This window comes from Sandaracinomonas limnophila (genome assembly GCF_004005965.1).
GTDB lineage: Bacteria > Bacteroidota > Bacteroidia > Cytophagales > Spirosomataceae > Sandaracinomonas > Sandaracinomonas limnophila.
In genome coordinates, this window is record NZ_SACY01000002.1 from 560595 (window position 1) to 583879 (window position 23285).

Genomic DNA, 23285 nt, shown 5'->3' on the forward strand with positions numbered 1-23285 from the left:
TATTACTTAACTACTTAATTTGTCGGTTTATGTAAACATAAGTACCCTTGGTTGGGTAAGCTCCATAAAATTCAATCACATAATAGTAGGTACCATCCGGAAGTTTTCCGTCGCCTTCTAAAAGTGCAGAGCCAACGTTCAGCTCACCTGCCCAATCGTTCTTATAGTTTTCAGTTTCAAAAACCAATGTTCCCCAACGATTAAAAATCGATAACCTATTTTTAGTCAGACGTCTAATACCAGGAATAATCAATTGGTCATTTGCGCCGTCTTTGTTTGGAGAAATTCCATTAGGTAAGAACCACTCACAGAAGTCTGGGTCAATACGATTCGGGATACCATCGTGGTCACAATCTGGCAAAGCGCCGAAGTCTATATCGTCCTCATCTTTGTCAGGAATTCCATCCCCATCAGAATCTAGGTCTCGGAAATCATAGATATTGTCTTTGTCGGTATCGACAGGATTCCCACAAACTTTGCCCGCCTCCACATTGTCTGAGTAGGTATCATTATCAGAATCTAGATCTAAGTAATCTGGAATGCCATCATTGTCGGTATCCACTACTTTTCCACAAATTGCCCCAGCCTCAATTTTATCAGGGATACAATCTTGATCGGAATCTAAATCCAAGTAATCTGGGATTAAATCGTTATCTGAATCCACTGGTTTTCCACAATTTTTACCTACTTCCAAGCTGTCTGGAATACAGTCACCGTCCGAATCCAAATCTAAATAATCTGGAATTCCATCTTTGTCGGAGTCCACTGGTTTACCACAAGTGCCTACTTCAATACTATCTGGGATACAATCATTGTCTGAATCCAAATCCAAATAGTCTGGAATTCCGTCTTTGTCGGTATCTGCTGGCACTCCACATTCCTTGCCAACTTCTATCGCATCCGGAACACAATCATTATCTGAATCTATATCTCTGTAATCTGGCAGCCCATCTTTGTCGGAATCTACTGGAATTCCACAAACTTTACCTACTTCTAATTTGTCTGGAATACAATCATTATCTGAGTCTAAATCCAAATAATCAGGAATTCCATCTTTGTCGGTATCAATTGGTGAGCCACAAACTCCAATTTCTATAGCGTCTGGAATACAATCGTTGTCCGAGTCCAAATCCAAAAAGTCTGGAATTCCATCCTTATCGGAATCAACAGGCTCTCGAGTTTCACTTGCGTCGAACCAACCATTTCCGTTGGTATCAATGAACATTCCTGCGTCATCGATCATTTTGTCTGCATTGGAATCGGCCTTGGCTTGTGCTGCAGGCAAAAGTGCTTCGATCACATCAGGAATACAGTCACCATCGGAGTCCAAATCAAGGTAATTTGGAATGCCATCCTTATCGGAATCTGAAAGGCCTTCTAATCTGTCGCTAATGCCATCGTTATCCGAGTCTAAGTCTTGGTAATTAGCCCAATCGTCGGTATCTACGTGCTTATTGCCTTCTATGGCGTCTGGAATGAGGTCATTATCAGAATCTAAGTCTAGATAATTAGGAGTACCATCCCAATCAAAATCGAGGGGCAAACCTGAGCCATTTGTTTCTGCGTGATTAGAAATACCATCGCCATCACAATCTCCTTCACGGAAAAATTTATTGTATGTGTCTGAATTAAGCGGAGGAATATGTCCTATTTTTCCTCCAACACAGAAATTTAAAGGTTGACTATCTTCGCCATTTTTGTTTCCATCTCCATCACAATCTAAGTCATACCAAGACGCTCTTGGATCTACGTTGCGGTGGTCATAAATGAAGTCGCATGGATCATTGAGATTGGTGCGATCTGCCAATTCGGTTTGGTCATCCACCCCGTCGCCATCTGTGTCAATGATGATTTTAACTTCAAAGCTTTTGCTTGTACCCGCACAGGCGTTTGTATCTATTTTCACGACAGTAATATTTCCTGCAAGCGTGCCATAGGTCACCAATAAAGTATCTGAATGTGAATTGTTGGACGTCCAAGAGGCTGGCACTGTCCACTGGTAATATCCTACTTGATCTCTGCTGCTCAATCGATAAACTGCTGAAGAGCCTGCAAGTCCCAGGATACTTCCCCTTATTTCGCCTGCTATTGAAGGACGATTTTTTACCACGACATTCACTCGAAGACGAGGACCTTCCACTTGGTTGATAACTTGACTTACAAAATAGGTACTTGTACCTGCCACAAGGGTGTTGGCTTCAGGTCTAACATTCAAAGGTGTTGTACCGGTTGAATCCGTATACCATCTCAAGGTACTTTGACTGGTAGTCCCTTCTACTGCAATTACCTTATTCGCATCATTTAGACAAAAAGTTTGCGTGTAATTTAATTCATCAAAATCTCTTGGTGGTGTGATAGGTCTTGGCCTTGGAACCATTTGAAACATGGCCAAAGGAGCAAAATTGTATTGTTGGTAGATGTTTTCCACAATTTGTCCAGCATCAACCGTAAAATGGATTTCTTGACTAATCCAACCTGGAATTGCCAAATGAGCTGTATCCAAAAGGTCATCATTTGGAGATAGGAATATCTTGTAGGTCCCATCTGGGAAATCCATTGAAAAAGAAAAATTACCTCCATTAGAAACTTCAGAAGTTGCCATAATAGTCCTTCCAGACTTATCCATCAGTTTGGCAAATTTTTGTTGGGTTGGAAGGTTTGCATAACTTTCTGAGCCATTCAAAAGAAGGTCATTATTTGAATCCAAATATAATTGTCCATCTAATTGAAGGGTCGACGCTTCACATCTAATGATAAACTGCCCAGCATATATATCAAGTCCATTGGCAGAAACATCTTCTAAGGATAAGCCATATTCAAAGTTCTGAAGGTTTCCATCATAAATTAGTTGAACCACTTGTAAGCCATAACCAATTTGATATGGGAAACTATTGGTGTTGCTAGTGGCAACAATTTTTTTAGAATCCCCCGCATTTATGATGGCAAACTTTGTTTGCTTTTGAGAAGGTACAGGTTCCGGATTGAGCATAGACCACTGGGCATCGTAGTTGCACAATACGTTAACAAAAATATCATACGTGGCAATGTTTTCGCAAGATGGTTGTACATCTGCCACCTTGGCTCCTATTGTAATGCCCGTCAAAGTAGTTGCTGCTCTACTCGCGAAGGCGTAAAGTTTATAATCGCCTGCAATTACCCCCCTAAAAGATCCAATGGTGTCTGTACTTATTTGTCTAATTCTGCCGTCCAATTTACTCACAAGGGCAATCTTAAAATTATTGTAGGTTCCTGGCACGTACTTATACCGCACATTTGCTGGACCATAAAGTATCATAAAGGCCGGATTCATATCAAACCTTCCAGGATCATCTGGGCAACAATTACTTAAATCAACTAGTACAGGGGCCCCCTCTAGGCTGTAACAAGCGTTGCCTGATTTCGCCCAGAGATAAACCGTTCCTGCAGTGGTATAGGCCAGAGGATTTAAAATTTGTGTATCGCGAGTGCTGGCTGTTCCTGTCCACCATTCAAATTCCTTTCCGTTGATGGCTGCGGGCTGCAGACTCGTTAGGTTTACACTTGAACTATTACAAGTGCTCAAAATAGTATTAAATAGTGGCTCTGGATTTCCCGGAGTGCTTATTTGAATCTGAGCAGAGCAGGATGTTAATTCCATAGATCCTGATCCATTTTTAACAATAACATAAAATCTACCGTCTGTTTTAACTTGGTAACAGGTATCTGTAGCACCTACAATTTGATTTCCATTTCGGTACCATTGATATACAGGATTTGATAAACCATGCGTTCTAGAAGCCGAAAGTTTTACAGAATCTCCTTGACAAATTTGTGTTGAAGTCACATTTAATACAGGAGGCTCATAAATTCTCGTATATTCTGAGGTCTTACTGCATCCATTAACCGTTACTTTCACTTGATAAAACCCAGCCACATTTACGGAGTTCGTTTGGCGTGTTTCTGTCAATTCTTGAGGAATATGACTTGACTGCAGCTTATAATACCAAGTGTAATTTGGGGTTCCTGCAATGGTCTGATTTTTGGCTGTTAATTCAATCGGAATATTCTGGCAATTCGTAGCATTAAATGCCAATTCTAAGCCTTGCTCAATGGCAGCAATTGGATATTCATGAATAGAAATTTGCTTTACATCACTCGTATCACTTGCACAATTATATTGGCTAATGACGGTGGTATAAGCCCCCGACTGCGACACAAGCAAGGAATCATTTGTTTCTCCAACAATGGCAACTCCATTTTTATACCATTGGTTTCCTTGAGAAGTATTGCTAACTAAAAGCAATTGATCTCCAGCACAATAAGTGCCGGTCCCTCCTGAAATGATTGGCTTGGTTGGTCGAGCTCCTTCATAGAAATTTAATACAGGAGATGAATACCTACAGCCATCTACATCGGTAACATAATATTTATAAGAGAATTGGGTCAAATTATTTTGACTAATCCAATGGCCATCTACTTGCTCCTTGTTGATGGTTGCTGTCGATTTTTGGAAATCAAAATCATTCATACCATCGTGCCATTCCAAAACATAAGGGCCATTTGCATTCGTTTGAGACCTTAGGGTCACATTCGATTGCATACACAGGGTGTTGTTTGCGTTAACCTGGTCTGATAAAATATTTACAGTAGGGGCAGGTAGAATGGAAATTCCTACACTAGATGAAAGTGCCTCGCATTCGGTAATTTTATCTTTTATCAGCACCGAATAGGTTCCTGCTGCAGAAGAATTAGCAGAGGAAACAGCCAAACTTTGACTTGCTTCACCGCTAATTGTCGAGGCGTTTTTCATCCACGAAAATGTAAATCCACTAGCCGCCTGCTCATTAACTCCATATTTGATGAAGGTATTTAGGTCAACCGACTTTTGAGTTGTTGATGTTGGAGCACACAAGGCAATTGTTGTGCCTGGATACAATACATTATTATAGGTTATCTCTACAGTAGGAGATGGATTAATGGTAAGGGCATCGCTTAAAATACTTTCACATTGTGTACTGGTTTCTACTTGTTTTACTTGGTAATTTCCAACTTGTGTTACCACCAAAGTATCTGCAGTAGCCCCACTTAGTATCAGGCCATTTTTATACCATTGATTATTTCCTGAAACATTGCTTCGCAAAATGGTTGATGACCCGGCACATTTATTCCCTGCTGTTGAAATGATTGGTTTAGTGGTAGATGCCTTGAAAAATACCACTTGGTTTAAACTTTGACCAGAGGAACAAGAATTGCTATTTGAAACAATTACGGCATACGTACCTGAGCTTGTTACAGTTAAAATTTGTGCCGTTTCATTCGGGATGAGCGTTCCATTTTTATACCACTGGTTTCCGGTAGCCGAACTACTCGTGAGAGTAATGGTTTGGCCTTGGCAGTGAGTAGCATTTGCATCAAATCCAGTTACTGTAGGTGCTTCAGGAGATGCATTGACAGTTATCCGAACCGAAGCGCTTTCATCACTTGCACAATTTTGAAGGCTTGTGATAATAACAGAATAATCTCCTGTTTGAGTTGCATTATAGGTAGCATTGGTTGCTCCTGAAATGGCAAGGCCATCTTTTAGCCATTGATAGGTAACTTGACTTGCCGTTGTGGAAAGTGAAATACTATTTCCAGAACAAATGGTAGAAGGTATTTCGTTAATAACTGGTTTTGCTGGTCGGGTATTTACCACAAAGGAAACTCCTAAAGAGGCTTCAGATGCGCAACCCGAAGTGTTTGTAACAACAACCGTATAGTCGCCTGATTCCGTAACATTGTAAGTTTGAGATGTGGCACCGACAATTATTACTCCGTTTTTAAACCACTGATAAGTAGATCCGTTTGAACTTTGAATCGTAATTGTTTGCGAATCGCAATATGTTCCGGCAGCGGCTCCTGTAATGACAGGTTTTGCAGGAAGTGCCACAAAAGTTATATTTTCAAGAGTACTTTTACTACTTACACATCCATTAGGAGCTGTTCCTTCTACCTGATAATCGCCCGTTGTTGTAACTACAAAAGAGGCATTCGTTGCGCCATTTACCAAAACTCCATCTTTGTACCATTGGTAGGCCGTTGCACTACTACTGCTTAAATGAATGGTATCGCCCACACAATAAGGAGCTAGTTTATCTTTCGAAATGGTTGGGGCAAGTGGCGTATCCTTGATGGTAATCGCTTTTGAATTGCTTGAATTTGTAGAACATCCGAATGCATTGGAAACGATAACGGAATAGGTACCCGTCTGACTAACTGTATAATTTGCAGTATTGGCGCCTGCTATGGCCACTCCATCTTTATACCATTGGTTATTACTTCCCGTAGAAGTTAAAATGACAGTCTGACTTGAACAATACGGACTTTGATCTCCTCCTGAAATGGTTGGTGCAGCCGGAGCGGTGTAAAACGAAACATTATTTCCTCCACTGCTGGCACTCGAACAACCCGATGCATTTGTCACGATCACCGTATATCTACCTGCTGCCGTTACATTTAAAGTTCTGTTGGTTTCTCCAGTCAGAAGGACTCCGTCTTTATACCATTGGTAGCTCGTAGCCACACTACTGGTTAAAACAACAGTGCCAGGACAAAAAGACCCATTTCCCCCAGTAATCGTTGGAGTAGCTGGTAGGGCATTCAATACGATGGTAGTGCCCGAGGATGTTGTTGAACAATTTTGAGAATTGGTAACTGCCACGGTATAGGTACCTGCCAAACTTACGGTATAGGTACTATCTGTTGCGCCTGTGATCAAGACTCCATTTTTATACCACTGATTTCCCGTTCGAGAACTACTTTTTAAGACAGTAGTTTGTCCAACGCAATAAGAGCCTGTACCACCGGTGATACTTGGGGTAGCAGGACTAGCAGGTTGTGCTATAATTGTTTTTGAAACATTAGTTGCTACTGTTTCACAAGACTGATCGTTTTTAACCTTTAAATAGTAGGTGCCAGGAAGTAAATTACTGAATACCTTAGAAGTAGAATACGATTGGCCATTGTCGATACTAAAAGAATTACCCGCCGTCAATGGACTTAAAAAAGTAATAGATCCTTTGGCAGAGCTACAGGAAGTTTGCACCAATGATGCCTCTGGGGCAGCTGGTGCACCTTGGACATTCACAGTTAAATTTTGCGATCCATTGGTTTTAAATACATCACAAACAAGCCCATCACAAGTGGATGAGATGAATTTACCTGTAGTGATAGAAATATTTCCCGAGTTTGGAAGATAGGCATTTAGATTGGGAGCTACATAAACTTCCATTACAACAGAATCTCCAACTGCCAAATTTGCTGGCATATTCCAATTCATTACTTGAAACGAATTGGTTTGTAGGTTAGGCTGTGTTGCTGGAGCATTTTTATTTCCTGTGGAAGCTGGATTATAACTTTTAAATCGAACAATTTCAGGCAACAATACCCGAATAAATTCAGTACCAGTAGATGCCACTGGTCCTAAATTGATTACTTTAAGAACTAATTTATTCCCAGTTGCACAATTTTTTACAACTGGTTCAATAGTTGATTTAGTAAGATTTGTTGAAAAGACTGGAGCCGTTAAATTACTAAAAATTAAATTTTGGGATGCCTGATAAATGGTAGGTAAACTTTCTCCGCAGATTTTATTGGCATAAAAATTATGATAAATAGGGAATCCTTCTGAAACCCCACACTTGGATTCTAATGCATACTGAACCAAAATAGTGTTTGCGTTTGTATTCCCCGTTCCTTCCATGGAGGTAGCGCTTAATAAAGAGGGTCCAACGCCAGATGAAGGTTTTAATATGGCAAATTCTAAATTGATTCCATCCAAAGTGTCCCCTGTAATAACCGGATTATAACTTGAAGAGACCCATCCGCCTGTTGAATTACTCGGGAATTTGTATTTAACTGAGTTCGGAACATAATTCATTCCGGGCAAGGTACTTACCAAGGTAGAAATATCTTTAATAAGACCTAAATTGGTATTACGAATTTCAAATTCAACCGTCAACTGAGAACAAAAATCAGGAGCAGTTAACCCTTCATTTAAAGAAATTATTTTGGCATCAAAATTGGTTGTTACTGGCCCAATAGTTACATAATCACTTGATTTACAAGAATAGTTTATTACATCTGTTGGCAGTGTGCTATTGCACTCATTCCCATAAAAGATATCAATAGTATCTTTGGCACATCCAGAATTTAAAGATAGATCAAATGAAATTTCTGCACTTGAGGAATTAATCGGGATTGTTCCCAGGGAATATACTCCATTCGAGTTTGGATTTATGGTAACACCACCTTTTTTTACATTAATAATTGAAGCATTCCCCCTTCTACCTCGTAAATAAAACCACGAATTATTTGTTGCTGCAGAGGTTGAATTGTTGGTAAGGATAAATTTGTTTGTTGATATACCAGAGTTTGGTTCCTGTAGCCTACCAGTGGTTAAAGAAAGTACCAATTTATTCAAGTTGGTATTAATTGGTATATTGGTTGTACTTGTAATCGTACTATCAGTTTGGGCATTTGGAATACTTTTATCTAAATAAGTACTTTTTAATACGTTTAAAAAATTTCCTGTAACATTATAGCAACGTTCTTTGGGAGTAAAGGTATAATTTATTCTAATTTGAGGTGATTCAATGGGATAAACATTAGGTTTTGAATTTCGATATCCTTTTAAATTCCAAGTAATAACATTCCCATTGACCGTAGTAAATGGCGTTAATTCAGAATTATTGGTTGTTGCCGCATATCCTAAATAAATAGAGCTTAATGAACTAAAATTAAGGCCATCAGGCATTGTAACCTTGAATTCATCCGGATAAACAAGTGGCCTATATTCATAGGGAAAACTAAACCCTACATTTGTTGGATTAAAATAGATTCCATAAGTATTAGCATCACAACCATTGTTAATGTAATTATTTGTACCTGTAAATCCATAATTAATATCAAAACCTGAAACCAAATACAAATTTTGCAGTGCAGTAAAGGATGCTTGTTTCAAGGGCCCATTATAAACCCATTCTGGAGAAAGGGTATTCTGAGAAGCAATGTAAGTAGTAGATGAAAACAGTCCCGTTTTAACTGTCATTAAATTATTACTTGCATCATAAAATTTATTTTGGACTAATTCGTACTCTTGTACAACTTCAATGGTATCCTGGTCCATGTAGTCGCCCCAACCAGCCGGTTCATTCCCCGACCATTGAATAATAAAATCTCGTTGCGATGTTCCTATCTGGGTAATATTTCCAGGAACAGTAGCCGTTTGATTGGTACTCCCTCTTTTTAAATTAATAGTTGGTAAACCAACGGGTTTCCACTTCCCCTCGGCAAATCTTTGATCTGCTTGAAATCGAGCATAATTCCCACAAATAGCTGATTTAGAGGTTGCTTTTACCTTATCACCATAACGAAGATGATACATGTAAATCTTTGATCGATCTAAGGACCCGTTTGTTTCGGGATATCCATCCTCATTATTATCTGGTAAGCCAAAGTTTGATCGCTCAATGTTTACAGAAACGGGTTTTATTCCGGTGCATGTCAAATCACAACGAAAATCCACTGTATCGACCCGCATTGTTTGAGAAACTAAAGGTTTTGTACCGTTTATATTATCCGCTACAAAAGTGCTTTGCACAATAGGAAGTTTTCCACATGCTGTGATACCATCTGTTTCCAGTTGAATCTTATAGTACATTCGCCGTGTTGAACTTGCTGTTTCATTAAATCGTAAACTTAAAATTCTTGTAGAAGAATTAAAACTAGGATAACCTGATTTGAGCGTTGCACCATTTAATGAACTGTAGGTATTTGGTACATATGAAACACCTTGAGGTAAGGTAATATCCATTTGATAAACTTTCTGATTGGCAGAAATGTTATTAAGCTTCAAAAAAGCACTCATGTTTGCCTCTCCTTCAATGTAAAATTTCTTGGCTCCTAAAACTTGAGCAGGAACAATTGTTGAATTAATTTTACTGGAAACATTATAAGCGGTGTGGTTACCTGCCATAGTTTGTTGCCAATAATTCCTTACACCACAATGATTGTCCCAATCTGAATAACCACCAATCCAACCACTAAAATAGTACTTATTGCTAATATAAGGTTCAGAATCATACGGAGGTGTCTGTGGGGCAACCGATTTAATAGGTTGTGGATCACTATCACATTGAAGTAAGTCATAGTAAATAATTACAGATTCCCCAGGTTGCAAATAATAATTATTAAAATATATTACATAATTGACTGTTTTATCATAAAAACACGCACCAATAGCTGATGAATATCTATTTTTAACATCTCCTCCTCCAGAATAGCTTGAAGAAGGCAAGGCTATTCCTTGACCATTCTCAACTCTTACAGAACTAGTAATTACCTGATAAGTACTAGCTGGAACACCCCAGTATTGGCCCGGTCTTATAAAACTATACAATCCTCCATCAAAAATTGAAGCTTGGGCAATTTTTGCAATATTGTTTCCAGTATTTTTAATCTCATATTTAAACTTTCGAGTACCCCCAACAATTTGATCAAAATTCGTTAGCGTCGGCACCTCAGTCATTGTCATTGAAATCGTTGTTTGAACATTATTAACGGTGTATAACGAGGTTACTGAATTACTTGATTTACAAACAACTGTGTTACCTGTATAGCTAAACCCAGACCCACACATTGCCTTTGCAACAATTGTTCTATTGGTTGAATTACAGTTTTTAACTGTGAAATCATACGCAATATCAATCTTCATATTGTTATAAAATACCGAATCCAAAACAATATCAATCGTTTTATTATCAGATTTTAAAGTAGCCGTTCCGATGGGGGTGGTTGTACCGGCTGCATATACTTTTGGATTAGTAATTGTTGGCGTATTGGTACTGTTGGCTGCCAAAGCATCCACATCTAAATTCAAATATTTTACCTTCCCTTTTCCACCATTCGTCACTTGAACAACCTGATTAAAGGTAGATAATACATTTACGTTGGTCAAATTGTTATTTGTTGGTGCCGTTACAATGGAGAGGTCTGCTCCTAGAACCGAATATGGACTTGTTGACCCGGTATTCGATCCATCTACCACATCGGAAAGGACAGCTCCATTCGATTTTAATTGGTAAGAATTCGTCAGGAAATTTAAATCATTGGCAGAACAACTCGCTTCCAATTCTACTGAAAAACGAATGGTCGCCAAATAAGGTAAGGCTTTTGTAATCGTAAACTTCGTTCCATCCCAAGTGATCCCTCCACTAGTATAGGCTGGAGATAAATTCTGATTAGGAACGTATGCACTTGTTAAATCCAATAAAGAATTGGCCTTGATGGTTACTCCCGCCGGAAACGTTGGTGTGATGGTGACACCGTTGATGGCCTGTTGATTGGTCCGGTTGTTTTTTACCGAAACAATAAATGTTTTACTGCCATAACATTTGTCTATATTTTTGGAGGTATTTTCCCAAACCAATTGATAGCTCGTTTGGGCCACACTAGAATAAATAGAAATAAAAAATATTGCTATTCCTACGAATAATTTGGATAAGGCATATACCATGTCCTCACCACTCTTTAAAGAAGAGTAAGATTTGATGAAATGTTTCATTAACAACAGAATTGTTTATTAGTGGTAGCGCTTAATTTTTAAACTAATCCTAACAAAAGGACATAATTTTCATAAAACTCTAAAAATAAAATTTTACAAAAAAACCTAATTAGATCAGTTTAGTATGTCAATTTTTTTACAAAAACCATTTTTGTTACAAAAAAGACATTTTTGTTACATGAAAAATTTGAGCATTAAGCGCTTTGCTTTTTGTCTAAAAAAGGGTGCGCGAAAACAGTAAGTAATAAAACAACGGTTCCAATGTAGAAACCTGTATGCATCACTTCCTGCTTGCCAAAAATGAAAATGGCTAATAAGATCCCATAGACGGGTTCTAAGGTAATGACTAAATTAATGGAGAAAACAGAAAAAACTTTATACAATTTTATGGTTTCGGTGTAAGCATAAACGGTGCAAACCACGGCCAAAATACCTATCCACAACCAATCCATACCTATAGGCAGGTAATGAGCTGAGCCCGAAAAGTATTCATAGCCCCATACGAAACCAGTAATAATAGCTGCCGATAGCATTTCATAAACTGTAATTACGCGGGCATCGTGGGTATGCGTAAATTGTCCGTTGATGACTGAAAATAAGGCGCCGAAAAAACCCGCTCCAATACCTAACAACAAGCCCAACCATTGTGCCTCCTCTACAAAGAAAATAATTCCTAAGGCTAACACAACGACTAGACCCAAAAAAACCTCAACGGTTTTGATTTTTTCTTTTTTGAAAATAGGCTCCAAAAGACTTGTCCAAAAAGTTTGTGTGGAAAGTCCCGCCAAACACATGGCCACCGTAGAAACTTTTGCTGCCCCAAAAAACAAAAGCCAATGCAAAGAAATAAAGGCACCATTGAGCAGCCAAATCCGGAGGGATTGCGCATCTGTCTTCAATGATTTCTTTGATAATTTGATTACTAAATACAATCCCGCTGCACTTATTACACAGCGAAAAAAAACGATACTTAAGGCATTAGAAGAAATAGCATTGCCTAAAATAGCCGTAAAGGCATATAAAATGACAATGAAATGTATTTTAAGGTAATCACCAAGTTTGGGGGCCTTTTTCATTAGCGCGGAATTGTGTAATAAAGTACAACCCCAATGCCTGAAAATATCAGATTGGGTAACCAAACCGCCAATAAGGGAGGCATTCCACCCCCTTCTGCAATGCCCTTACTCATCATGAAAAACAAAATGTAGACAAAGGCTAAGGTAAATCCGAGGGCAATTTGAAAACCAACACCTCCTCTTGATTTCCTGGCCGATACCAAAAAACCAATAACGGTTAATATAATGACAGAAAAAGGATTAGCAAAGCGCAAATATTTTTCAATCAAATACACCTCCACTCCGTCGGCACCTCTAGATTTCACCAAATCAATGTGTCGCTCTAATTCAGGCAAAGTAAAGGTTTCGTGCAAGAGATGTTTGTTCTCAAAGTCTTTTGGAAATAAGTTCAACGTAGAATCTATTTGAGAACCGAAGGCCACGCGCTTGTTGCCTGGCTCTTCGAAACGAATACGGTAATCGTGAAATTGCCATTTGTTACGGGTAGAGTCCCAAGTGATGCGGTCGGCCATTAATTTGATCTGAATGTCTGTGCCCTTAATTTTTTCAAGAGAAAATCGATAGCCTGTTTTCAAAGAATTGTCGTACGACTCCAAATAAGCATACACATCCGGTGCTATTTTGATATGGATATCTCTTTTATCAAAATAATAGGCCCCGTTGATGTATTTGTGTTCAAAAGGAACACGAACTTTATTGGCCATGGGGACAATCCAACCGACCATCACAAAAGTTGCCACTGCAATGGCCGTGGAACCAATGATATAGGGGCGCATGAGTCGGAAAAAACTAACCCCAGAACTTAAAATAGCAATTATTTCCGTTTTGGCAGCCAAGTTTGCTGTAAAAAAAACGGTGGCGATAAAGACCATTAGCGGACTAATGTAATTGGCCCAATAAGGAATAAAATTTAAATAATATTCAACTAAAATAGCTCGCAAAGGCGCTTCTTTACGAATGAAATCATCGATTTTTTCGGTATAGTCGATCACCATAATGATTACCACAATAATCAAAACGGCAAAAACATACGTTTTAAGAAATTTCTTAAGAATATACCAATCGAGTATTTTCATTAATTATTCGTTTGGCTGGCTTCTGGTTTATATTCTACTCCAGAAAATAGGTGAATGAAGACTGTTCTTGCAATTCGAAAATTGAAAGGCACAGCTAATAAAGAAGTTAAGGTAATGGGTACAACATATCCCAATGCCCCTGGGTCGCCAAAGAAATTATAGATAACCAATCCCCCAACAATCATAATTCCCACGGTTAGCGCATAAGATACATACATCGCACCAAACCAAAATCCCGGTTCAACCTCATATCGCATGTTACATGATGGACAATGCGTGTACATTTCACTAAATTTAAACACATTCCAAAATTTATATTTAAACAATCGACCCTCTCTGCATTGAGGGCAACGTGCGTTGATGATGGCGTTTAGCTTTGTTGACATGAATTGATAATTGATAATTGTTAATTGTTAATTGTTAATAATGGTTGGTATATATAAAATGTGAATTTAATTAAATATTCTCTATTTCATATCTAATTCTTAAGGATACATCCCTATTTTTGTACCAATTTATTTTAAATTAACAATTAACAATTAACAATTAACAATTAACAATTAACAATTAACAATTAACAATTAACAATTAACAATTAACAATTATAAAATGTATTCCATCTTCTTAACCCTCCACTCCTACCTACGCTGGGTAGTTTTAGTTTTAGGCCTTCTGTCGGTATTTAATGGCATCAAAGGTGGGTCTTCTGGACTAGCTTATACAGAAAAAGACCGTAAAACTGGTTTATTCTTCATGATTTCATTGCATACGCAATTGCTAATTGGTTTGGTATTGTACTTTTTCTTGAGTCCGATTACTCAGGCTGCATTTGCTGATTTTGGTGCGGCCATGAAAGATCCTGCCACACGTTTAATTGCGGTGGAGCATATTACAGTAAACATTTTGGCAGTCGTTTTGGCTACTGTGGCGAATGCAAAGAACAAAAAAGCTATACCCGATGCCCAAAAGCATAAAAATGCTTGGCTACTGAACGGATTAGCGTTAATCTTAATTTTAAGCCGTATTCCTTGGGATAGATTAACTGCTTAATATGTTAAATAAGTGCATTTTTTTAGATCGCGATGGCGTGTTGAACGTTGATCGTGTTGATTATGTATATCGCATGCAGGAATTCATCATACCCGATGGCGTGGTGGAATCTTTGCAAGCCCTAAAAGCCGCAGGGTATTTGTTGATCGTAATTACCAATCAAAGTGGTATTGCTAAAGGAATTTACAAAAGAGAAGATGTTCATTTGATTCACAACGCCTTGCAAGAGGCCAGTGGAGGCATGTTAGACGATATGTATTTTTGTCCCTACCATGAAAACTACGACTCCGCCTCCCTGACACGCAAGCCGGGCTCGCTCTTGATAGAAAAAGCTGCCGCAAAATATAAGGTAGATATGAATGCCTCTTGGATGGTGGGCGACCATGAGCGAGATATTATTGCGGGTACTGCGGCAGGAGTAAAAACGATTCGTTTAGCTCCCAGTGGAACAGAAACCAATGCAACTCATTTGGTGGCCGATCTGCGGGCGGCAACTGAAATAATTTTATCGAAATAACATGGAAAAGATCTACCTAAGTGACGCCGGTCCGAAGGTTTCTCCTGCCATATATGGCTTTTGGAGATGGACTAAAGAAAAGGCTAACAGTGCGTCTTTAATGGAAAAAACCGTTAATTTTTGTTTAGAGCTGGGCATCAATACCTTTGACCATGCGGATCGTTATGGCGAATACTCTTCTGAAAAATTGTTTGGACAAATTCTAAAGAACAAGTCCATCAATCGTTCTGAGATTGTCTTGTTTTCTAAGGCAGGAGTAAACGTGCCTTGTGAAAGCAAACCTGAATTCAGAATACAACACTTTAACTCTTCTGCAGAGCATTTAACAGCATCCGTTGAGGCCTCATTACGCAATTTAAACACCGATTATTTAGACGTGTTTTTATTGGACCATTTGGACCCCTTGACAGACCTAGATGCTACGACTTATGCGCTCCAGAAGCTTAAAAGTTCTGGTAAAGTTAAGAACATTGGTATCGCTGGATTTTCGGTCCACCAGCACCAATTATTGGCTTCTTATTTAGATATTCCAATCGTTTCCAGTCACATCGACTTGAGTTTATTAAATACTTCTGTGTTAGACAATGGAACCTTAGATTACACCAAACAAAAATACATGCGCCCTTTGGCTGTTTCTCCATTGGCTGGCGGCCAAATTGAAAACGGAACAGATGAAAATGCAATCAAAGTTCGTAAGAAATTAATCGAAATTGCTAAAAAATACGACAGCAATCTTGAGTCCATTGCTGTAGCTTGGATTATCAAATTAGGAGCTCTTCCTTTGATTGGAACCCTAGAAGAAAACCGCATCAAAAACATCGTTAATTCCTTCCAGATAGACTTGGACCCACAAGATTGGTATGAGTTGTATTATGCAAGTAAACCGTGGGAGTTATGAATATAAGAATTGGAGAATATAAGAATTGGAGAATTTTTCTTAAAAGCACATATTCTTATATTCCTATATTCTTATATTCCTATATTCTTATATTCTTATATTCTTATATTCCTAAATTCTTATATTCCTAAAGTCTTACATTCCCATATTCCCGAAGTAAACAAAAAAACCAGACCCTAAAAGGATCTGGCTTTAATTACTCCGTGTTCTAAATGTTTTATATTTTGAGAATTGAAGAATTGGAGAATTGAAGAATTGGAGAATATATGAATTGGAGAATATATGAATTGAAGAATATATGAATTGAAGAATATATGAATTGAAGAAATTTTAATAGAAGCACATATTCCCATATTCTCATATTCCTATATTCTCATATTCCTATATTCTCATATTCTCATATTCCTATATTCTAATATTCTCATATTCCTATATTCCCAATTTCTTATATTCCTATATTCCCAATTTCCTCTTCTTCACTACCTCCGTAGTCGTATATACAGTCTCTTCCGTACCGTCTTTACGCTTACGCTTCGTAATCTTTGTTTTACCATCGTTTCCTACTTGAGAAGCATCCCCTCCTTTACGCTCTACCGTGGTAACCGTCTCGTTGTTGTTGACACGCTGACGAGATATTTTTGGTGCATCAGTCGGAACCGCTGATGGCGCAGATGGCGCTGATTGAACTGGCTCACTAGCCTTCTTGCTCACTGGCTTACTCTTCGTCACAGATGTCTTAACAGATGAAGTAGCCTTATTTGTTGTAGTAACTTTTTTCGTAACTGGTGATACAACCGTCTTCGTACCATTATTAACTGCCGTTGCGGTGCTTGTAACCACTTTCTTTGCAACTTTTGGTCTTTTTCTAACTACACGAGTTTTGGTTACTGTTACATACTCATATTCATCTTCCTCAGAAGGCGTCTGAACCGCTGATTGCGCAGATGAAGCTGTTGGCGCAGATGCCACAGGAACTACAGAAGATTCAGTATTAACCATCGGCGTAACTGTCTTCAATTGGTCCGATTTACTTTGCTCACTAGCTTTCTCGCTCACTGGCTCACTTGCTTTCTGGCTACCTTGCTCACTCCTCACTGGCACTGGCTCACTATTAACTTCCTTAATCTCACCAATCTTCTCTTCGCTCGTCTCTTGTTTCTTGTCTCTCTTGAAAATAAACATCCTCACTCCAAACTCATGCGTCTGGCTAGTTACCTTCGCTAAATCAGAGATTGGCTTTTCAAATACATACGTTAAATAATATTTTTTCGTTGCTTGAATTCCTGCTCTAAAGCCCCAAGAATCCTCTCTTCTGTAACTTACCCCTACGTCTAATTTGCCTTTCAAATTCGCTTGTAAATTAACATCCCATGAAACCGGTACGTCAACAGCTACTCGTGCCATTACACTTGGGTATAAAGTAACTCTTGATACCACATCCCCCTGTTTGGTTGTGATTTCTCCACCCAATTTAACACGTGTTCCCGCATTCAAATACATGTAATTCACATCTTTGAAGGCCCCATTGTATTGTCCAAAATTATACTTTCCAAGTCGAGGCATAGCAAAACTAATGAATGCACCATCTCCTTTGTTGATACGAATACCAAAGCCTGCATTGGGTTGAATACCCGTAGAACGGTCACCTTGGAAAAGTGGATCACTCGAATTGGTTAAGCGCAGTTGTGAAAAATTCAACATAACATTGGCTGCACTCAAACGAATACCTCCTGAAAGTCTCCATTTTTCATTCAACTTCGTATGATAGGCAAAATCTCCAGAGAGTACGGTCGCGCGCATAGGTCCTACTTCATCTACCATGCCCACAAGGCCTATTCCTTTCTTTTGGCCCCACTTAATGTTTCCTGTTAGAGAATAGGTCTTTGGTGCGCCTTCTATGCCCACCCATTGATTGCGGTGTAGAAAAATAACCTCCGAGTGTTCTGTACTACCAGCTTGCACCGGGTTTAGAATCTGTGGATTGAAACGATACATATTATACATTGTCTCAATTTGAGCTTTGGATTCACTAGCTAGCAACATCCCTACAATAAGGGACATTGGGGCCAATAGACCCCTCATCCTAGTACTCACCTTTTCTACTCTCAATGTTTTCGTAACTATATTCATAATTAAATTATTTTATTAAGAACTTAAGAACTCTAGAACTGAAGAACTTTAGTACAAATTTTTATACACTCAAGTTCTACAGTTCTTCAGTTCTATTTTTACTTCGCTTGACGATTTATATACACATACGTTCCAATATTTGGTTTCACACCATAGAAATCAATCACGTAGTAGTATGTACCATCTGGCAATTTCAAGTCTGTAGAAAGAACCGTATCACCTTGGTTGGTTTCTCCTCCCCAACTGTTCTGATAGTTCTCTTGCTCCCAAACCACGTTACCCCATCTGTTGAAGATCGTCAAGTGGTTCTTGTACGACTTAATACCCGGGATAATCAAGACATCGTTGATACCATCGTTGTTAGGCGAGATACCTTGTGTGGCAAAGGTTGGACAAACGTCTGGGTCAATACGGTTATCAATTCCGTCGCCGTCGCAATCTGGCATGCCACCATAGTCGATGTCGTTTTCAAGCTTATCTGGAATCACATCACCGTCAGAATCAAGGTCTCTAAAGTCTGGAATACCATCTTTGTCGGTATCTACGTTGCCTTCAACTTTATCTGGATACGTATCACCATCAGAATCTAGATCTCTAAAGTCTGGGAGACCGTCTTTGTCGGTATCCACAATCCCTTCAATCTTATCTGAGATGCCGTCGTTGTCTGAATCCAAGTCTCTGAAGTCTGGAATACCGTCGCCATCTGTATCAACAGGGTTCTTCGGATTTGCTCCTGCTTCAAAGGCATCTGTGATCCCATCGTTGTCAGAATCTACATCTCTAAAGTCTGGAATACCATCACCGTCTGTGTCAACAGGGTTCTTCGGATCTTTGCCTGCTTCTAGGGCATCTGGGATGCCGTCGTTGTCAGAGTCTAAATCTCTAAAGTCTGGAATACCATCACCATCCGTATCTACCGGGTTCTTCGGATCTTTACCTGCCTCAATTGCATCTGGGATGCCATCGTTGTCAGAGTCTAAATCTCTAAAGTCTGGAATACCATCACCATCCGTATCCACTGGATTCTTCGGATCCTTGCCTGCCTCAATTGCATCTGGGATACCGTCGTTGTCAGAATCTAGATCTTGGAAGTCTGGTGTTCCATCTCCATCTGTATCAACCGGATTCTTCGGATCCTTACCTGCTTCTAGAGCATCTGGGATGCCGTCGTTATCAGAATCTAAGTCTCTGTAGTCAGGGATTCCATCGCCATCTGTATCTACCGGAGTAGCTGGATTCTTGCCTGCTTCTATTGCATCTGGGATACCGTCATTGTCAGAATCTGTATCTAAGAAGTCTGGAATGCCATCTCCATCCGTATCTATTGGATGTGAACAACTTCCTGCTTCAATATTGTCTGGAATGCCGTCGCCATCTGAATCCGTATCTCGGTAGTTTGGTCTATTGTCACCATCTACATCTCTGGTAAATTCAACCGCGTCTGGGATACAATCGTTATCAGAATCCAAATCAAGGTAATCTGGTATTCCATCATGGTCTGTATCCACAGGTAAATCACCTTCAGAAATATCTGCCCATCCATTGTTGTTTGTATCAATGAAAACACCGTTCTTATCTACCTTACCGTCGTAATTATCGTCGCGGTTGGCAGCAAACACATCAATTGCTTCTACAGAGTCTAAGATGCCATCATTATCAGAATCTAAATCCAAATAATTCGGTTTTCCGTCTCCGTCAGAATCTACTGGCATTGTTGGTGAGGCGCCTGCTTCGACTTTGTCTGATATACCATCGTTATCAGAATCTAAATCTTGGTAATCTGCATACCCATCTCCGTCAGAATCTCTGTTCTGCTCTACTGCATCTGGAATACCATCATTATCAGAATCACCATCTAAATAGTTAGGAATGCCATCTCCATCAAAGTCTAAGGCTAAGCCAGATGTGTTGGTTTCCATGTGATTGCTGATACCGTCACCGTCGCAATCTGCATTTCTGAAGAACTTATCGTACGTTGCCGATCCCAAGGCTGGAATAGCACCTGTTCCACCCACACAGAAATTCAATGGTTGAGGGTCTGTTGCATTAGGCGTTCCGTCACCGTCACAATCTAAGGCTAACCAAGCTGCAGAAGGAGCAAGCGTTTTGCTCGCTACATTGTAATCACATGGGTCTGTTGGATTTGTGCCATCAATTACCTCTTGACCATTCGTCACACCATCGCCATCACAATCTGCAGTTAACCAAATTCCTTTTGGTGCTACCGTCTGACTTCCCGCAACTAAGCTACAAGGATCTGCTGGGTCTGTATGATCAAGAATCTCCTGACCATTCGTTACACCATCACCGTCGCAATCCATTGCAGGGTTTGCTGGGTCACATACTTGGATTGTAACCGTTGCATCAGCACATTGTGCAGGATTGTAGTTGTTATCACAAACTGTGTAGCCTACGGTTACTGTGTTTCCATCTAATGGAGATGGTACATACACCATCGCACCGGTTAGTGGATCAAAGGTTACCGTTCCTTGTGCAGTACCTGCTCCTGCGCCTGTTTGGCGAGTGATGCTGATACCTGCGCCTGGTTGAATTTGGTCGTTGACCAATATATTCGTTGTGTAAACACCATTGGTAGCACCTGGAATGTTATCATCCGTTGCTGTTGGTGCAGGGTCAACCGTTATATGTAAGGTTGCCTCTGTACAATTAGCAGGCGTTGCATTGTCGCACACTGTGTAAGCAACATCTAATGTACCTGTGAAGCCTGATGCTGGTGTAAATACATACGAACCGTTTGCATTCATCACAAGCGTTCCTGTGCTTGCTGGTACCGCAGCAGTTGCCGATACGTGTAGGGTTGCAGCACTGTTGGTACTTGCATCGTTTCCTAACACATTTCCTGTTGCTATACCTGTACCTTTCGTAGTTACATAATCGTCTGCAGCAGTAGTTAATACTGAGTTTGCAGGAACAACCGTATAAGTTACTGTTGCTGTCTGGCAATTTGCAGGGGTCATGTTATCACACACTTTATACGTCAACACATCCGTTCCTGTGAAGCCTGCTGCTGGCGTGTAAGTCAATGTTCCGTCTGGATTCACCGTTACCGTTCCATGCGCTGGCTGTGCAGTAATTGCCACCGAAGCTGGATTCAAGCTACAACCTTGGTTTGTACACTTGTCATTCGCCAATACATTGGTTGTTACACTTGTACCCGCTCTTACCGTAGCAATATCCGGATTCACCACTGGTAAATTATTCGTTGCCGATGGATCTTTTACGGTAATTACTAATGGCGTAGTAGGACAACCCGTTGTTTGACCTGGTAAACAGTTTGGTACATCGTACACATATTTACCTGGAGTAGTCGCAGTAAAGCTATACGTTCCATCAGGATTCATCGTAAGCGTTGCTCCTGACGGATTGTTTGCACTTGCCACTGGTGTACCATACACCACAGAGCCTGGTGCACTGTCATTAGTAGATACGTTTCCGTTCACTGGTACATTAATGTTGGTCGCATTGATGTCGCCTACCAAATCTACTGGTGGCTCTACTACAACATGTAATGTAGCTGTTGAGCAGTTCGCTGGATTTGCATTGTCGCATACTGTATAAGGAATGTTCACCGTTCCTGTAAATCCTGGTGCTGGTGTGAACGTGTAGCTTCCATCTGCATTCATTACAATCGTTCCTTTTCCAGGAATTGTAGTGCTTTGTGGAGTTACTGTTAACACTGCATTTGGATCTGTAGAAGCGTCGTTGCGCAATACATTTCCTGTAGCAGGAACATTTCCTTTCGTTGAAGCAGCATCATCTGCAGCAGTAGTTGTTGGTGCTGCCGTTGCTGGCTGTACCGTATAAGTTACCGTTGTTGATTTACAAACCGCTGGGTTAACACTGTTGTCACAAACTTGGTAGGTCAATACATCCGTTCCTGTGAAACCTGCCGCTGGCGTGTACGTCAATGTTCCATCTGGATTCACCGTTACTGTTCCGTGTGCTGGTTGTGTCACAATCGTTGGATTAGACAATGTGCAGTTTGGATTCTCGCAAACATCATTCGCTAATACGTTCGTTGTTACCGAGCTGCCCGACTTCACTGTTGCAATGTCTGGGTTCACTGCTGGTGCAACATTCGCTGCCGTTGGATCCACTACCGTGATAGTTACTGGAGACAATGGACAGTTCGTTGTCTGGCCGGCAGGACAAACTGGTACATTGTACGTGTAAACACCTGGTTGTGTACCTGTGAAGCTGTAGCTTCCGTCTGGATTCACCGTGAAGGTTGCTCCTGTTGGGTTGCTTGTTGCAGCTACTGGAGTTCCATACGTTCCGCCACCAGCTACCACGTCGTTCGTTGCTAGGCTTCCTGCAATTGGCTTGTTGATTAAGCCATTGTTGAAGTCTGGTGCAATCACCGTTGGTGCTGGTTCAACTACAATATGTAAGGTAGCTGTTGAGCAGTTCGCTGGATTCGCATTGTCACAAACTGTGTATGGAATATCTACCGTGCCTACAAATCCACCTGTTGGTGTAAACGTGAAGCTTCCGTCCGCATTCATTACAATCGTTCCTTTTCCAGGGATTGTAGTGTTTTGTGGAGCTACCGTTAACACTGCATTTGGATTCGTTGAGCCATCGTTTGCCAACACATTTCCAGAAACTGGTGAGTTGCTGTTGGTCGTTGAGGCATCGTCTGCCGCAGTAGTTGTTGGTGCTGCCGTTGCTGGCTGTACCGTATAAGTTACCGTTGCAGTTTTACAAACCGCTGGATTTACTGAGTTATCACAAACTTGGTAGGTCAATACATCCGTTCCTGTGAAACCTGCCGCTGGGGTGTAAGTCAATGTTCCGTCTGGATTCACTGTTACTGTTCCATGTGCTGGTTGTGTCACAATTGTTGGATTAGACAATGTGCAGTTTGGATTCTCACAAACGTCATTGGCTAATACGTTCGTAGTTACCGAACTGCCCGACTTCACTGTTGCGATGT

9 protein-coding genes are annotated in these 23285 nt (G+C 40.1%); 3 read left to right on the plus strand and 6 right to left on the minus strand.

All coding sequences use genetic code 11. From position 1 onward, the window contains the following. Positions 1 to 10: 10 nt before the first annotated feature. The 4 genes from EOJ36_RS06120 to EOJ36_RS06135 form a co-directional block, all read right to left on the minus strand. Positions 11 to 11581: an Ig-like domain-containing protein gene (locus tag EOJ36_RS06120; protein ID WP_127803399.1), complete on the minus strand. Its 11571-nt coding sequence runs from the start codon at positions 11579 to 11581 to the stop codon at positions 11 to 13. Positions 11582 to 11775: 194 nt separating this feature from the next. After that, on the minus strand, positions 11776 to 12657 hold the full coding sequence (locus EOJ36_RS06125; protein ID WP_127803401.1) for a DMT family transporter: 882 nt from the start codon (positions 12655 to 12657) through the stop codon (positions 11776 to 11778). Further along, positions 12657 to 13733 carry an LptF/LptG family permease gene (locus EOJ36_RS06130; RefSeq protein ID WP_127803403.1) on the minus strand — a complete coding sequence of 359 codons (1077 nt, stop codon included), beginning with the start codon at positions 13731 to 13733 and terminating at the stop codon, positions 12657 to 12659. The genes EOJ36_RS06125 and EOJ36_RS06130 overlap by 1 nt, the downstream gene beginning before the upstream one ends. Further along, a complete protein-coding gene (locus EOJ36_RS06135; RefSeq protein WP_127803405.1) occupies positions 13733 to 14119 on the minus strand; it encodes a DUF983 domain-containing protein in 387 nt (128 codons plus the stop codon). The genes EOJ36_RS06130 and EOJ36_RS06135 overlap by 1 nt, the downstream gene beginning before the upstream one ends. Positions 14120 to 14342: 223 nt before the next feature. Between EOJ36_RS06135 and EOJ36_RS06140 the strand changes: the two genes are divergently transcribed. Genes EOJ36_RS06140 through EOJ36_RS06150 form a run of 3 tightly spaced genes read left to right on the plus strand, consistent with a single transcriptional unit; the run spans position 14343 to position 16198 of the window. Further along, on the plus strand, positions 14343 to 14783 hold the full coding sequence (locus tag EOJ36_RS06140; protein ID WP_127803407.1) for a hypothetical protein: 441 nt from the start codon (positions 14343 to 14345) through the stop codon (positions 14781 to 14783). Between the two features lies 1 nt (position 14784). Next, entirely contained in the window at positions 14785 to 15300 is a 516-nt protein-coding gene (locus tag EOJ36_RS06145; protein WP_127803409.1) for a D-glycero-alpha-D-manno-heptose-1,7-bisphosphate 7-phosphatase, read from the plus strand. Between the two features lies 1 nt (position 15301). After that, a complete protein-coding gene (locus EOJ36_RS06150; RefSeq protein WP_127803411.1) occupies positions 15302 to 16198 on the plus strand; it encodes an aldo/keto reductase in 897 nt (298 codons plus the stop codon). A gap of 453 nt (positions 16199 to 16651) precedes the next feature. Here the strand turns inward: EOJ36_RS06150 and EOJ36_RS06155 are convergent, their stop codons facing one another. Continuing rightward, the gene (locus EOJ36_RS06155) at positions 16652 to 18259 is read right to left on the minus strand and encodes a PorP/SprF family type IX secretion system membrane protein (protein ID WP_164847858.1); all 1608 of its coding nucleotides are present in this window, start codon (positions 18257 to 18259) and stop codon (positions 16652 to 16654) included. A gap of 167 nt (positions 18260 to 18426) precedes the next feature. After that, a complete protein-coding gene (locus tag EOJ36_RS06160; protein WP_238944420.1) occupies positions 18427 to 23274 on the minus strand; it encodes an Ig-like domain-containing protein in 4848 nt (1615 codons plus the stop codon). Positions 23275 to 23285: the final 11 nt, after the last annotated feature.